At 62.0% G+C, this 13,118-nt stretch carries 15 protein-coding genes and 1 tRNA gene; 11 read left to right on the top strand and 5 right to left on the bottom strand.

The genetic code is table 11. The annotated features are described in order from the left end of the window. Positions 1 to 110: 110 nt before the first annotated feature. Positions 111 to 608, top strand: coding sequence for a peptide-methionine (R)-S-oxide reductase MsrB (msrB, locus tag E4M07_RS06600; protein ID WP_136657531.1), 498 nt, complete (start codon positions 111 to 113; stop codon positions 606 to 608). Here msrB and E4M07_RS06595 read toward each other — a convergent pair. From E4M07_RS06595 to rpmH, 5 genes are all read right to left on the bottom strand, one after another. Then, positions 596 to 1,339 (bottom strand): CDP-alcohol phosphatidyltransferase family protein, encoded by a 744-nt coding sequence (locus E4M07_RS06595; RefSeq protein WP_136657530.1) that lies wholly within the window; start codon positions 1,337 to 1,339, stop codon positions 596 to 598. The two genes, msrB and E4M07_RS06595, sit on opposite strands and share 13 nt — an antisense overlap. Before the next feature lie 64 nt (positions 1,340 to 1,403). Continuing rightward, entirely contained in the window at positions 1,404 to 2,063 is a 660-nt protein-coding gene (gene yihA / locus E4M07_RS06590) for a ribosome biogenesis GTP-binding protein YihA/YsxC (RefSeq protein WP_136657529.1), read from the bottom strand. A 16-nt stretch (positions 2,064 to 2,079) separates the two neighbouring features. Beyond that, the gene (gene yidC / locus E4M07_RS06585; protein ID WP_169054117.1) at positions 2,080 to 3,921 is read right to left on the bottom strand and encodes a membrane protein insertase YidC; all 1,842 of its coding nucleotides are present in this window, start codon (positions 3,919 to 3,921) and stop codon (positions 2,080 to 2,082) included. Further along, positions 3,921 to 4,322: a ribonuclease P protein component gene (gene rnpA / locus E4M07_RS06580; protein WP_136657527.1), complete on the bottom strand. Its 402-nt coding sequence runs from the start codon at positions 4,320 to 4,322 to the stop codon at positions 3,921 to 3,923. The genes yidC and rnpA overlap by 1 nt, the downstream gene beginning before the upstream one ends. 28 nt (positions 4,323 to 4,350) lie before the next feature. After that, positions 4,351 to 4,488: a 50S ribosomal protein L34 gene (gene rpmH, locus E4M07_RS06575; protein WP_136657526.1), complete on the bottom strand. Its 138-nt coding sequence runs from the start codon at positions 4,486 to 4,488 to the stop codon at positions 4,351 to 4,353. Between the two features lie 343 nt (positions 4,489 to 4,831). Here rpmH and E4M07_RS06570 point away from each other — a divergent pair, with 343 nt between their 5' ends. From E4M07_RS06570 to E4M07_RS29040, 10 genes are all read left to right on the top strand, one after another. Beyond that, positions 4,832 to 5,665: a DUF547 domain-containing protein gene (locus tag E4M07_RS06570; protein WP_136657525.1), complete on the top strand. Its 834-nt coding sequence runs from the start codon at positions 4,832 to 4,834 to the stop codon at positions 5,663 to 5,665. Between the two features lie 171 nt (positions 5,666 to 5,836). Next, on the top strand, positions 5,837 to 6,649 hold the full coding sequence (locus tag E4M07_RS06565) for a TVP38/TMEM64 family protein (protein WP_246660383.1): 813 nt from the start codon (positions 5,837 to 5,839) through the stop codon (positions 6,647 to 6,649). An 82-nt stretch (positions 6,650 to 6,731) separates the two neighbouring features. Further along, positions 6,732 to 8,159 carry an FAD-dependent oxidoreductase gene (locus E4M07_RS06560; RefSeq protein ID WP_136657524.1) on the top strand — a complete coding sequence of 476 codons (1,428 nt, stop codon included), beginning with the start codon at positions 6,732 to 6,734 and terminating at the stop codon, positions 8,157 to 8,159. 107 nt (positions 8,160 to 8,266) lie between these two features. Continuing rightward, positions 8,267 to 9,805, top strand: coding sequence for a HAMP domain-containing sensor histidine kinase (locus E4M07_RS06555; protein ID WP_136657523.1), 1,539 nt, complete (start codon positions 8,267 to 8,269; stop codon positions 9,803 to 9,805). Positions 9,806 to 9,901: 96 nt separating this feature from the next. Next, a tRNA-Arg gene (locus E4M07_RS06550) sits at positions 9,902 to 9,978 on the top strand. A gap of 965 nt (positions 9,979 to 10,943) precedes the next feature. Next, the gene (locus tag E4M07_RS06540; RefSeq protein WP_136657522.1) at positions 10,944 to 11,210 is read left to right on the top strand and encodes a transposase; all 267 of its coding nucleotides are present in this window, start codon (positions 10,944 to 10,946) and stop codon (positions 11,208 to 11,210) included. A 434-nt stretch (positions 11,211 to 11,644) separates the two neighbouring features. Continuing rightward, a complete protein-coding gene (locus E4M07_RS06535) occupies positions 11,645 to 11,989 on the top strand; it encodes a protease inhibitor Inh/omp19 family protein (protein WP_136657521.1) in 345 nt (114 codons plus the stop codon). 212 nt (positions 11,990 to 12,201) lie between these two features. Then, entirely contained in the window at positions 12,202 to 12,354 is a 153-nt protein-coding gene (locus tag E4M07_RS29045) for a hypothetical protein (RefSeq protein ID WP_169054116.1), read from the top strand. Positions 12,355 to 12,414: 60 nt separating this feature from the next. Next, positions 12,415 to 12,618, top strand: coding sequence for a hypothetical protein (locus E4M07_RS06530; RefSeq protein ID WP_136657520.1), 204 nt, complete (start codon positions 12,415 to 12,417; stop codon positions 12,616 to 12,618). A 10-nt stretch (positions 12,619 to 12,628) separates the two neighbouring features. Continuing rightward, entirely contained in the window at positions 12,629 to 12,799 is a 171-nt protein-coding gene (locus E4M07_RS29040) for a hypothetical protein (protein WP_169054115.1), read from the top strand. Positions 12,800 to 13,118 lie beyond the last annotated feature (319 nt).

Below are 13,118 nucleotides of genomic sequence, written 5' to 3'. Positions count from 1 at the left end.
CAGTAAAACGGAACATGGCAGTTCCGCGGGCATGCGGCGCTCGCGAAAAGTTCATGGGCAGTTCAACGCTGCAAACGCTATATTACCGGCGGAAATAGAGGGAATTCGTTATGAACCGCCGAACCTTTTTGCTGTCAGGAGCCGCGGTTGCAGCCATGGGCGGCCTGTACGCGCTCAAACCGTCCCCGACGCCGGCCGTTGCCGGAGAAGGCGAGTTCGAGGTCACCTACAGCGAGGCCGAATGGCGCAGTATGCTGACGCCCGACCAGTATGCCGTGTTGCGCCAGGAGGCGACGGAGCGGCCCTACACCAGCCCGCTTTTGTACGAAAAGCGGGAGGGGACCTTCAATTGCGCCGGTTGCGATCTGCCGCTCTACGCCTCGGAAACCAAGTATGACAGCGGAACCGGCTGGCCGAGCTTCTACGATTCGCTCCCTGACGCCGTCGGCACGAAGCGCGATTTCAAACTGGTCTTGCCGCGCACGGAGGTCCACTGCCGGCGCTGCGGCGGTCATCTCGGCCATGTCTTCAACGACGGCCCGCCGCCGACGGGCCTGCGCCACTGCATCAACGGTGTCGCATTGACCTTTGAGGCTCAGTCGGCCTGATCGCCGTCCGGCTCCGGCTGGAACGAGCGCCACAGCGACAGGCCGGCGAAATAGAGCGTCGCCAGCACCCACAGCCAGAAGATCAGCGACGAGGCCTTCTGCGCCGTCGTCACATCCGGCGGGATCAGCACGAGCCGCATTGTCGTCGCCGCCCACAGCACCGTCATCGGGATGGTCACGCCGCGCCAGTCGGTGACCCGGAACGGGTGCACATATTTGAGCGGAATGAAGGTCAGCACCGCGCAGATGGCGATGACCACCAGGTTGGTCCACGGACTGGTCTGCAAGATATAGAAATAGAGGACGACCACGTTCCAAAGCGCCGGGAAACCGGAGAAATAGTAGTCCGACGTCTTCATCCCCGTATTGGCGAATGTGTAGCAGGAAACGGCCATGATCGTCGCGGCGGTCACGGTCTCCCAGCCTTCCGGCACAAGGCCGAACCAGTAGACCATCATCGCCGGCACGGCGACATAATTGAAATAGTCGATGACGTTGTCGAGCGTTGTTCCGTCGAGATTGGGCGTGACCTCGCTGACGCGGATCTTGCGGGCGAGGGTTCCGTCGATGGCGTCCACGAACAGCGCCAGGCCCAGCCACATGAAGACGGCGGTCCTGTCATTGTCCAGTATGGCGACGAAGGCGAGGAAGCCGAGCACAATGCCCGATGCCGTGAAGGCATGAACGGCCCACGCCATGGCCACCTGCTGCCGTTCCGGTTTGTCGCCCATCCCGTGTCTTCCCTACGCAACGCTTGCCGGACAATAGCACAGATATTGTAAATGAAATCGAGCCTTACGCAGCAACGGCTTCGGCGATCGCCCACCGCAATTCGTCGATGCCCGAACCCTTCTCGGACGAGGTCGCGATGATCTGCGGGAAGGCGGCCGGGCGCCGCCGGATCTGTTCGTCGGTGCGATCGAGCAGGCGCGGCACGCCCGCCGCCTTGATCTTGTCGGTCTTGGTCAGCACGATCTGGTAGGAGACGGCCGCGACATCGAGCAGCTTGAGTACGTCCTCGTCATTGGCCTTGATGCCGTGGCGTGCGTCGATCAGCACATAGACGCGCTTCAGCGTCGACCGGCCGCGCAGATAGTCGAAGACGAGCTTTGTCCACTGGTCGACCTGCGCCTTCGGCGCCTTTGCGAAGCCGTAGCCCGGCATGTCGACAAGCGCCAGCGGCGGCAGATTGCCCTTTTCTCCCGAATAGCCGTCGGGAACGAAATAGTTGAGCTCCTGTGTGCGGCCGGGCGTGTTGGACGTGCGTGCCAGGCCCTTCTGTCCGACCAGGGCGTTGATCAGGGAAGATTTGCCCACATTGGAGCGCCCGGCAAAGGCGATCTCCGGCGGGCCTTCCGGCGGCAGGAACTTCATCGCCGGCACGCCGCGAATGAACACCCAGGGGCGTGCAAAAAGGGTCTTTGCGTCCGGCACGGGGCTCTGATCCGAAGACATTGCGGCGATAAGGCGGCTACTCGGCCGCCTTCGGTTTCTTCTTGATCAGGTTGACCAGGTTGTCCCACAGCTCGATCTTGACGCCCTGGCGCTTCATGATGACGCCCTGCTGGAGGATCGAAAGGAAGTTGTTCCACGCCCAGTAGATGACGAGGCCGGCCGGGAAGGTCGCCAGCATGAAGGTGAAGATCACCGGCATCCAGTTGAAGATCATCGCCTGTGTCGGATCGGGCGGCGTCGGGTTCATCCGCATCTGCAGGAACATGGTGATGCCCATCAGAAGCGGCCATACGCCGATCATCAGGAAGGTCGGCGGATCGAACGGGATCAGGCCGAACAGGTTGAACATGGACGTCGGATCCGGCGCCGAAAGGTCCTGGATCCAGCCGAAGAACGGCGCATGCCGCATTTCGATGGTGACGTAAAGCACCTTGTAGAGCGCGAAGAAGACGGGGATCTGCAAGAGGACCGGCCAGCAGCCCGCCACCGGATTGACCTTTTCCTTCTTGTACAGCTCCATCATCGCCTTTTGCATGGCCTGACGGTCCTCGCCGTGTTTCTGCTTGATCTCCTCCATCTTCGGCTGGACCTTCTTCATATTGGCCATCGACTTGTAGGACTTGTTGGCCAGCGGGAAGAAGAACAGCTTGAGAAGAACTGTGGTCGCCAGGATCGCCAGCCCGAAATTGCCCAAGATCCGGTAGAAGAAATCGAGCACGTAAAACATCGGCTTGGTGATGAAGTGGAACCAGCCCCAGTCGATCATCAAGTCGAACCGGTCGATGTTGAAGGCCTCTCCATAGGCATTGATGATCGGCACCTGCTTGGCGCCGGCGAAGAGATGCGTCTCCAGCGTCTGCGTCTGGCCCGCCTGCACCGTAATGGCATCGCTAAGAAAGTCCGTCTGATAGCGCGGACGACCATCGTCGAAATAGGAGAACCGCGCCTGGAAAGGCTGGTCGGGCGCCGGGATCAGGGCCGTTGCCCAATATTTGTCGGTGATGCCCATCCAGCCGTTGCTGGCCTTGGCCGGCGTGATCGTGCGGTCGTCCTCGACGTCGTCATAGTCGATCTCCTGCAGGCCGTCCTCGCCGAAGACGCCGAGCAGCCCCTCATGCAGGACGAAGATGCCGGTCAGCTGCGGCTTGTACAAACGGGTAATGCGGCCGTAGGGCGAGATGGAGACGGCGCTTTCGGAATTGTTCGTCACGGCATCGGCGATCTCGAACATGAAATGCTCGTCGACACTGACGGTGCGCTGGAAGGTCAGGCCCTTGTCATTGGTCCACGCAAGCACGACGGGCGAAGACGGCGTCAGCGTCGGTGTGCCGTCGACCGTCCAGACTGTATTGGGGCCCGGAACATCGCCGCTGATGTCGTTGCCGGCGAAACCGAATTCGGCGAAATAGCCTTCCTGCATGGAAGCCGGCGACAAGAGCTCGATGATCGGGCTCGAGGGGTTCACCGTCTCGTGGTAGTTCTTCAGTTTCAGGTCGTCGAAGCGCGCGCCCTTGAGGTTGATCGACCCCGTCAGCGCAGGCGTGTCGATGCTGATACGCTCCGACTGACCGAGCGATGCTTCGCGGCTGACACTCGTGGCGTCGCCGGATACCGAACCGGGAAGGCCCGTCGTGGCGGTTTCCGCCTGCGGCAGGTCGGAGGTCGCGGTCGGCGCGTTCGCCGCCGGTTCACCGCTCTGTCCGGCAAGCGGTGTCTGCTGCTGTGCCTGCTGTTGTTGGAAGGCTTCCTGGGCGGCGCGTTCGCGTTCGATCTTCGGATTGACGTACAGAAACTGCCAGGCGATCAGGATCAGCACCGATAGGCCAATGGCAATGAAATAGTTTTTGTTCTGTTCCATCATTCGGTCCTGTCTTTCGGCGTTGGGCCGCAACGCCTGCCGCGCTTTTTGTCCGCCGGCCCGCCGATGCGCCGGGCAAGTGAATCGCTCAGCTCCGCGAACGGTGCCTCAAGCGCATCGCGCCGGGCAACCACCACATAGTCATGGCCCGGCCTCATATCAAATGCGGCCTTCAGGCGGACGGCCTCCCTCAGCCGGCGCCTGATGCGGTTGCGCTCGACCGCGTTGCCCTGCCGTTTGGTGACCGTATAGCCGATGCGCGGTGCCTCGCCCGCCGAGCCGCGGTCGAGCACTTCGAGCACGAAAAAGGGACCCTTTCGCCGTTCACCCTTGCGAACGGCCAGAAAATCGGAGCGTTTCTTCAGCCTTCCGATAACCGGCGATTGCCTGATAGGCGGCATGGGTCCTGCTTTGTCTAAGAAGTCCGTCCTAAGCCGAAAGACGCTTGCGTCCGCGCGCCCGACGCGCGGCGATTACCCTGCGGCCACCCTTGGTTGCGGTGCGTGCGCGGAAGCCGTGCCGGCGCTTGCGCACGAGTTTTGACGGTTGATAGGTACGCTTGGTCATTTATTTAAACACCGCGGTGTGCGGCCCTTCTTCGGACTGTCGGAAAACAGTAGCGTTGCGATTGCCGTCAGGGTGGCGAACGCACAAAATAACATGCGCCGGACGGCCAAACCCGAACGTGCGCGGCTTATACGCAGAAAGGCCCCCGCAAGTCAATCGCGCGGCCCCGAACGTGATCGTTCCCCTTGAGCAATATGCAAACGCCGTTCGTGCGGCGTCGCCATCACCTTCAATCACATGGCGGTGAGATCGGCCGCCGGTCCATTGCCTGTCGGTGCCGGGGGCGCGATTTTGTTCGCACCGGCTTCTGGCCGGACGAGCCGAACTTCGATGGGAGAAGACAATGACCGCACTGACCCGACGCGCCCTGCTGACCGGAGCCACCACAATGGGCTTTGCGGCCATGATCCATGCGCGTCCGGTTCATGCCGCAAGCGCCATAACCGCCCTGAGGCCGCGCGGCGCCGGATCGGTCAACCATGGCGCCTTCAATGCCTTGCTCGGCGCCTATGTCGTCAGCGACGCCCAGGCCTATACCAGGATCGACTACCGCCGACTGAAGGCGAACGGCCATGGGGAACTGAAATCCTACCTCGTCGCCCTGCAGGCTGTGCGTCCCACAACGCTTTCGGTCGCCGAGGCCCATGCCTACTGGATCAACCTCTACAACGCCGCGACGCTGGACGTGGTGGCCGACCACTATCCGGTCACGTCGATCAAGAAGATCAGGCTGGGCGGCGGCGGTCTGTTCGGAGCCGGCCCCTGGTCCCGAAAACTCCTGACCGTCGAAGGAACGCAATTGTCGCTCGACGATATCGAGCACCGGATCGTCCGGCCGCTGTTTGCCGATCCGATGTCGCACTACGGACTGAACTGCGCCTCCTATTCGTGTCCCAATCTCGTCACCGAGGCCTATGCGGGCAGGAATGTCGACCGTCTGCTGGCCAGGAACGCGCGTGACTACGTCAATCACCCGCGCGGCGTGTCGGTGAAGTCCGGGCGCATCACCGCGTCCAAGATCTATTCCTGGTACGCCGGCGATTTCGGCGGCAAGTCGCGCCTCAAGCAGCACTGGAGCGCCTTTGCCGAACCGCAGCACAAGGCGGCGATCGGGGCTGCGTCCCTCGGCCGTTTCGTCTATGACTGGTCCCTGAACGACGTGAATCCGGGTTCGTAATCCGCGAGTTCGGGTTCACGGCATTGTGAGTGCCGCGGGGTCGAAGGTCACATACACTTTCGAAAATGGGAGTGGAATTCATTGGAAGGTTGCGTGCGCGTTGCTTAGGTTCGCAGCACCGGGATGTGCCTGAGGTGCGCCCGATTCGAGAGAACGAACCAGGAGCGCGCCATGACCTCTGACAGCAAATCCGTCGATCAGGACACGGCACAGGAGCTGGACCGGCAGTCGGCCATGGAAAAGAACGGCGCAGTCGAGAATGCGGGCACCGGCGCAAAGCTGAAACGTTTTGCTCCGATCGTCGTCATCGCCTGCGGTCTGGTCATCGGCTACCTGTTCGGTCTGCACGAATATCTGACGCTTGAATCGCTCATCGAGCACCGCGACACGCTCAAGGCCCACGTGATGGAAAACATCGTGATGGCGAGCGCCGTCTATTTTGCCGTCTATGTCCTTGCGGTCGCCTTTTCCTTCCCTGCCGCTTCCCTGCTCACCATCCTCGGCGGTTTCGTCTTCGGCTGGTTCCTGGCCGGAACGCTGACCGCGTTCGCGGCAACGATCGGCGCCTCCGTCATTTTCCTCGCCGCCCGTACGGCGCTTGGCGATTTTCTCGAAAGGATGGCGGGCCCCGGTGTCGCCAAGCTGGCCCACAGCTTTGAGCGGAACGCTTTCGGCTTTCTGCTGGTGCTGCGGCTGGCACCGGTCTTTCCGTTTTTCGTCATCAATATCGCGCCGGCCCTGTTCAATGTGCCGCTGCGCGTCTATGTGACTGCCACCTTCTTGGGCATCCTTCCGGGCACCTATGCCTATTCCTATCTGGGCCAGGGCCTGGACAGCGTCATCCAATCGGCCAAGGAGGCCGGCCGGGATGTGTCGCTGGCGGACCTCGTCACCGCTGAACTGACCATTGCCTTTGCGGTCCTGGCCGCTGTCGCCGCCATTCCCTTTATCATCAAAAAATTCCGCGCCGGACGCGAATTCTGATTATTCTGCCAGCGTCCCGCTGTTTTTCTGCGCCGCGCGGACGTGCGACGCGCACCGAAGATACTGTCCTTGGAGAACGTTCATGACCACCACGCTTCGCCCCGACATCTGCGTTATCGGCGCCGGGTCCGGCGGCCTCACGGTTGCCGCCGCGGCCGCCGCCTTCGGCGTCGACGTGGTGCTCATCGAAAAGGGCAAGATGGGAGGCGATTGCCTGAACTACGGCTGCGTGCCCTCGAAGGCGATCATCGCCGCCGGCAAGCATGCGCACGCCATTGCCGAGGCGCCGCATTTCGGGGTCAATGCCGGCGAGGTGAAGATCGACTACAAGAAGGTCCACGAACACATCCACTCGGTCATCGGTGCCATTGCGCCGAACGATTCAGTCGAGCGTTTCACGGCCCTCGGCGTCAAGGTGATCGAGGATACGGGCGCCTTTACCGATCCGGACACGGTGGTCGCCGGCGACTATGAGATCAAGGCGCGGCGCTACGTCGTGGCGACAGGCTCGTCGCCCTTCGTTCCGCCTATTCCAGGCCTCGACACGGTCGAATACCTCACCAATGAGACGCTGTTCGACCGCTCGCAAAGGGCGCGCCATCTGATCATCATCGGCGGCGGTCCGATTGGCATGGAAATGGCACAGGCGCACCGCAGGCTGGGGTCCGAGGTAACGGTCATCGAGGGCCTCAAGGCGCTCGGCAAGGACGACCCGGAACTCGCCGCCATCGTGCTCGACCGGATCCGCTCGGAAGGCGTAACGATCCTGGAAGGCACGACCGTGACCGCTGTCAAGAAATTCGGCCGCGCCGGCGTGCGTGTCACCGTTGAGTCGGAGGACGGCGAACGGACCGTCGACGGGTCGCACATCCTGGTCGCCACCGGCCGGGCCGCCAATGTCGAGGGCATCGGCCTGACCGAGGCGGGCATCGACTACGACCGCGGCGGCATCAAGGTACAGCCCAACCTGAAGACCACCAATCGGCGTGTCTTCGCCATCGGCGATGTCGCCGGCGGGCTGCAGTTCACCCATGTCGCCGGATATCACGCGGGTCTCGTCGTGCAGCAGATCCTCTTCCGGGCGCCGGCAAGGGAAAACAGCGGCATCGTGCCCTGGGCCACCTATACCGACCCGGAACTCGCCCATGTCGGGCTCGGCGAGGAGGATGCGCGCAAGCGGTTCGGCGATATTCACGTGCTTCGCTGGCCCTATGCGGAGAACGACCGGGCGCTTGCCGAGCGCAAGACCGACGGTCTGATCAAGCTCGTCACGGACAAGAAGGGCAGGGTGGTCGGCGTGTCGATCGCCGGCGCCGGTGCCGGCGAGATGATCAATATGTGGGCCTTGGCGATCGCCAACAAGATGCGGCTTTCCAACGTCCGCGGCTACGTCCCGCCCTATCCGACAATGGCCGAGATTGGAAAGCGGGCCGTGATTACCTATTATAGTCCGATGACACGCAAACCGTTCATCCGCCGCATCATCGGGCTCATGCGTCGATTTGGATAGGCAGGCCCTGCCCTTTGGTGTAGCAATGCCCGACGAAACAGCGGCAGATGAAGGGCTTGCTCCGATATGAGCAGGTCCTGGCGGTTAGGGATGATCCGGGAATTGTGATGGATTCGGGCGACGGCACGGACATACGCGAGACGCTAGGCGCGAACGGCAAGCAGAAGCCATGGCACAGCCTGTCGGGCAAGCTGCTTTTGCTGACGGTGCTGTTCGTCATGGCCGCGGAGGTGCTGATCTTCGTGCCGTCCGTTGCCAATATGCGCATGCGCTGGCTGGAGGACCGGCTGCGCACCGCCGCCGCGGCAAGCCTGGTCGTCGAGGGCTGGGAGGACATGGAACTGCCGCGTCCGATCCAGAACGACGCGCTCATGGCCACCGGCACCAAGTCGATTGCCCTGAAGACCGGCGACATGAGCCGGCTGATCGCCGCGTCCGACATGCCGCCGCAGGTCGACCGGCAATACGATCTTTCCTCCGTTTCGCCCTTTGCCGCGATCCGGGACGCCTTCGTGACGCTGTTTTCCGACGACCGGATCATCCGTGTCTACGGCCCGGTCGAGGGCAGTTCCATGATGATCGATATCGTCATGGAGGAAGATCCGCTGCGCAATGCGATGCTCGTCTACGGGCGCAACGTGTTCTTCCTTTCGGTGCTGATTTCGCTGTTCACCGCGGGACTGGTCTTCATTGCCATCAACGCCATGATGATACGCCCGATCCGCCGCATGACGACGAGCATGCAGGCATTCTCGCGTGATCCCGACGATCCGGCGCGGGTGATCGAGCCACGGGAGATCGATGACGAGATCGGTATCGCCGAGCGCCATCTGCAGGCCATGCAGCAGGAGCTTCAGGGAACGCTGAAGAAACAGCGGCACCTCGCCAATCTCGGCCTCGCCGTTTCCAAGATCAACCACGACATGCGCAACATCCTTGCCTCCGCGCAGCTCATGTCGGACCGGCTTTCAATGGTCGACGACCCGGTCGTCAAGCGCTTCGCGCCGAAGCTGATCCGCACCATGGACCGGGCGGTCGACTACACCCGCGAGGTGCTCGATTACGGCCGTGCCAACGAGGCCGAGCCGAACCGGCGACTGGTCGATTTCGCCGCCCTTGTGACCGATGTGCGCGACATGCTGATTGTCGACGCGGATCTGCGCTCGGACGGCGAGCCGGCGCCCGACGGGTCGCCCATCGATTTCGTCATCGACGTGCCGGAGGGCCTGGAGATCGAGGCGGACAGCGAGCAGCTCTTCCGCGTCATCCACAATCTGTGCCGCAATGCGATCCAGGCGCTGTCCGCCGACGGCGCCGACGACCTGGCGATCGTGCGGCGCATCACCGTTTCCGCCGCCGTCGCGGACGGGACCGCGACCATCGATATCGACGACACCGGCCCCGGCATGCCGCCGAAGGCGCGCGAGAACCTGTTTACCGCCTTTCGCGGCTCGGCCCGATCCGGCGGAACCGGCCTTGGCCTGGCGATCGCCAGCGAACTGGTGCGCGCCCATGGCGGGACGATCACGCTGGTCGACAAGCCGGGCACCGGGACCCGCTTCCGCATCACCCTGCCGAACCAGCCGGACGCACAGGCGTGCCGCGAGGCAGCCGCGCCGGTGCCGATCAAGGAGGTCGGCGAATAGGGCGGTGTCCGGTCAAAAATTTCGTCGCATGGCGCTTGCATTCCGGCGGCGAAAGGATTAGTTACACGCCTCGCGGACAGGCAACGCCGCCGCCGCGCGCTCGTAGCTCAGCTGGATAGAGCACCAGACTACGAATCTGGGGGTCGGGAGTTCGAATCTTCCCGAGCGCGCCATAAAATCAATAACTTAGAAAATTTGCTCGGAGGCGATTTTGAAATGGCGTCCAAATGGCGTCCAAATTGGGTTAATTTCTGTCCACAGGTTTTGCTCCAATTCATTTTGGTTTGACACCCGGATGCCGCCAATGGCTAGAAGCGGCCGAAATTGGCACAAAAGCCCTGCACTCCGAAGATAGAGGTCTCAGGTTCGAATCCTGATGGATGCGCCACCAAACCTGTGGTCAGCAACTGTGCCTGGACGCAGAATGGAAATGACGTCCAATTTGGGTGGTTTTCCGCCCACAGGAATTTGTGGTCTAGTTCATTTGACCTCTGTCGAACTGTAAGCTGCCGGTGGTTAGGGTTGGCAGTTATTGAAAAGCAGACCACCCTTCGAAGGTAAAGATCATAGGATCGAATCCTGTTGGGCGCATTGGGAGACCTGTCCACGAACCGCCTGTGAACACTGAGTGGGATTTGTTTCGTGCGGGGTTGAGTATGTTGAGGGTTGGTTTGAGGTTGTAGGCGATTGCGGTGAGATGGGTTTGCAGCAAGGCATTGGCGAGCCCCCGCCACCGCACGCGGCAAAAGCCATAGGAGCGTTTCCAGGTCGGAGCGGTTTTTGGCAGACGACTAGGCATTCTCCACCCGAGATCTAAGCGAGTATGAAATTGCCTGTCTGTTTGTTGATGGCATTGCCGAGCGCATCAGGCCGACCCAAAGATGCGAGCCGGTGCCTGCTGCCTGAGATTCTCACAGCACGGCAGAAAGATTCTGCTGCATCTCATGGCCGGATCGAAGGAAGACAGCGAAACGATCTCGGCATTCTTCCGGGAGGCCGCGGTCCTGGCGATCCGCTGCGCGTCGCCTTGGACGGTCGCCCTGTGGGGGGCTAACTCCATGAGCGCGGTGGAGCCGGTCGCAGGGTTGGAGCACGCCGATCGACGGTTCTTTGTTGATGAGAGCGAGGCGCCCACCACATGCCAGTGGTGCTGGTGCTCGACGACGGCACGATTCACGCCAGCAAGCTGACCCGAGCAGCACTCGCCGATTGCGCCCTTTGGCTCACGGTTGAGTGGCTGCCGAAATACGCCCGGGAACTCAACGACATCGTACCGTCCTGGAAAACGCTTAAACAGACCGAACTGGCACACCAGACTTTCGCCGACGCAGACGAACTCGAAAGAGCAATCTGCAAAGCCGTGCAGAAAACGGCGGTCCAGTGCGGCAATGCTCTATGGAAATGATGCTTCGACAGATGCGCACCCAGTGCCATGATCTGCTGGCGGTATTTTTGGACTGCGTGAAGGCGAGCCGGTGAAGAAGGGGATGGGATCGCGTATGCAATCGTCCGAGATCGCGCTGGTATGGTTTGCCTTGGTGCTGGCGCAATCGGCAAATGCTGAAACGCGGACATGTGAACCTCCGGGGAAAGAACACGTAATTGTACTTGAAGCCGACCATGAAGGCAGCTCCGGATTCGGCATTTGGAGATGAACTGATGCATGATGGAACAATCGTGATCGCACTGTATGCGGCGATCGCCTTGGCGGGATGCCAGGGAACGGGTTTGCGCACCGGATACGGGCAGCCGCAAACACAGTCACGACCGCCGTTCGGCGATACCCGGAGCGGGCAGTTGCCGCCGGCGGGGTAGAACGAGTTCCCAAAGGCGCCGACAATGCAGGGTCAGAGTGAGCATGAATTGCCTGTGCCCGCGGCAGATGCGCCACAGGTGACGCGCGAATCGATACTCGGGCGCTGGACGATCTCGACTGGCGGCGGCAGTTGCGACATCTTTTTGGCGCTGACGAAGTGGACCGGTGGTTACCGCGCCGCCTCGCGCGGCTGTAGCGGCCAGGCGGCGTTGATCTGGGCCTGGGACGTTGAGGGAAACCAGGTGATCCTCAACAATTCCTCCGGCAACCGATTCGCGTCGCTTTATCCGTCTGGTGAACAACGGTTCGACGGAGCGACGGCGATGGGCCAGCCGGTCCGCCTCTATAGGTACGCGCGCAAGCCGTGAGGCGCGCTGGGGCGCCCCTCCCGCGGACGGTCGAGATAACGCACAGGTCAGTCCGATTCTGGGCACATGCGCGATACCGGTTCTCCGGAGCGCGAAGAGGTTCTGCGGGCTGTGAAAATCGCGCGGCTGCCCGCGCGCTACGTTTGCGGCGGCAGAGGGGATCCGCCCACGTCTGTTGAATGGGAAACCGAACACAGGAAAGGATCCGCACAATGTCCGATGAATGGGACTCCGTGACCGTCAAGGGCCTGCCGCACGACGACAGCAAGTCGGCGAAGAAAATCGACTACCTGGCCGTCATCGCGAGCGACCGCGATGTGGCGCCTTTCTGCGCCTGCCGTTCGGGATTCGAGCGCGCCAGATGAGACGGTTACACGCTGACAGGCCTGCGCTACAGCGCGCGCGACGCCGAGGCCCCACCGGCCGTGCCGGTCGCGCCGGCGCACATCGTCCTGCACCGCGACGACTGCCTGCGAAAACCTGCGTCGATGATCTCCGCCACGGCGCTGTCGGCCGACACACTCAAGTCGCAGTGGCTGGACGGCTACCGCGCGGCAACACGCCCTGCGCGCCGCCCGGCGATCCGGATCGGGGCGAAGTTCCGCAATGAGGTCCTTCCCGATCCATAGGGACGCGGAGATGGAGTACTGCGGCGCCGGCAGCGGCTACGCGCGCATCGAGCGTGGCGCGGTGGTCGAGATCTACTACGACGATCCCGGTCCCGGCCGGCGGGCGCCGCCGCTCGACACCGGCGACCTGACCCGCGGACGATTTGCGGGATGGCATTTCATCCAGGACGATGGTTACTAGTCGCCCCCGCACGATGACCGCCATGCTGGGGAAATCCGCCACCCGCCGAAGCCGCAGGCCACGGTCATTCCGATGCGCAGAGAAACGCATGTTTAAATTGTTGTTGGTCTGAGCATCGCCTCAAGGGCAGCCGAAGACAGCAATCCTGAAGATGGAATCAATTTTGTAACGTTTTTGTCTTTGTCTCATGCGCGGCCTTGCCCAGCGGATGATATTCGCCTGCGGGGTTTGAGGTCTCTGTTCCTTGCGGATGACGTCGGGATCGCGGTCGGTTTGACACGGGTCGGTGTGCGGGGCCTCATAGGGGCGTCGGGATCAT

The organism is Nitratireductor sp. XY-223 (assembly GCF_004959855.1).
GTDB lineage: Bacteria > Pseudomonadota > Alphaproteobacteria > Rhizobiales > Rhizobiaceae > Hoeflea_A.
Note: the sequence above shows the minus strand (reverse complement) of the source record. Positions and strands in the feature narration are given on the sequence as shown.

Excerpts from the sequence above, each read along its gene's own strand:
- rpmH (WP_136657526.1), bottom strand. The coding sequence starts at position 4,488 with ATGACCAAGCGTACCTATCAACCGTCAAAACTCGTGCGCAAGCGCCGG.
- yihA (WP_136657529.1), bottom strand. The coding sequence starts at position 2,063 with ATGTCTTCGGATCAGAGCCCCGTGCCGGACGCAAAGACCCTTTTTGCA.
- E4M07_RS06595 (WP_136657530.1), bottom strand. The coding sequence starts at position 1,339 with ATGGGCGACAAACCGGAACGGCAGCAGGTGGCCATGGCGTGGGCCGTT.
- E4M07_RS06560 (WP_136657524.1), top strand. The coding sequence starts at position 6,732 with ATGACCACCACGCTTCGCCCCGACATCTGCGTTATCGGCGCCGGGTCC.
- E4M07_RS06535 (WP_136657521.1), top strand. The coding sequence starts at position 11,645 with ATGCAGGGTCAGAGTGAGCATGAATTGCCTGTGCCCGCGGCAGATGCG.
- msrB (WP_136657531.1), top strand. The coding sequence starts at position 111 with ATGAACCGCCGAACCTTTTTGCTGTCAGGAGCCGCGGTTGCAGCCATG.
- E4M07_RS29040 (WP_169054115.1), top strand. The coding sequence starts at position 12,629 with ATGGAGTACTGCGGCGCCGGCAGCGGCTACGCGCGCATCGAGCGTGGC.
- yidC (WP_169054117.1), bottom strand. The coding sequence starts at position 3,921 with ATGGAACAGAACAAAAACTATTTCATTGCCATTGGCCTATCGGTGCTG.
- E4M07_RS06570 (WP_136657525.1), top strand. The coding sequence starts at position 4,832 with ATGACCGCACTGACCCGACGCGCCCTGCTGACCGGAGCCACCACAATG.
- rnpA (WP_136657527.1), bottom strand. The coding sequence starts at position 4,322 with ATGCCGCCTATCAGGCAATCGCCGGTTATCGGAAGGCTGAAGAAACGC.
- E4M07_RS06540 (WP_136657522.1), top strand. The coding sequence starts at position 10,944 with ATGCCAGTGGTGCTGGTGCTCGACGACGGCACGATTCACGCCAGCAAG.
- E4M07_RS06555 (WP_136657523.1), top strand. The coding sequence starts at position 8,267 with ATGGATTCGGGCGACGGCACGGACATACGCGAGACGCTAGGCGCGAAC.
- E4M07_RS29045 (WP_169054116.1), top strand. The coding sequence starts at position 12,202 with ATGTCCGATGAATGGGACTCCGTGACCGTCAAGGGCCTGCCGCACGAC.
- E4M07_RS06565 (WP_246660383.1), top strand. The coding sequence starts at position 5,837 with ATGACCTCTGACAGCAAATCCGTCGATCAGGACACGGCACAGGAGCTG.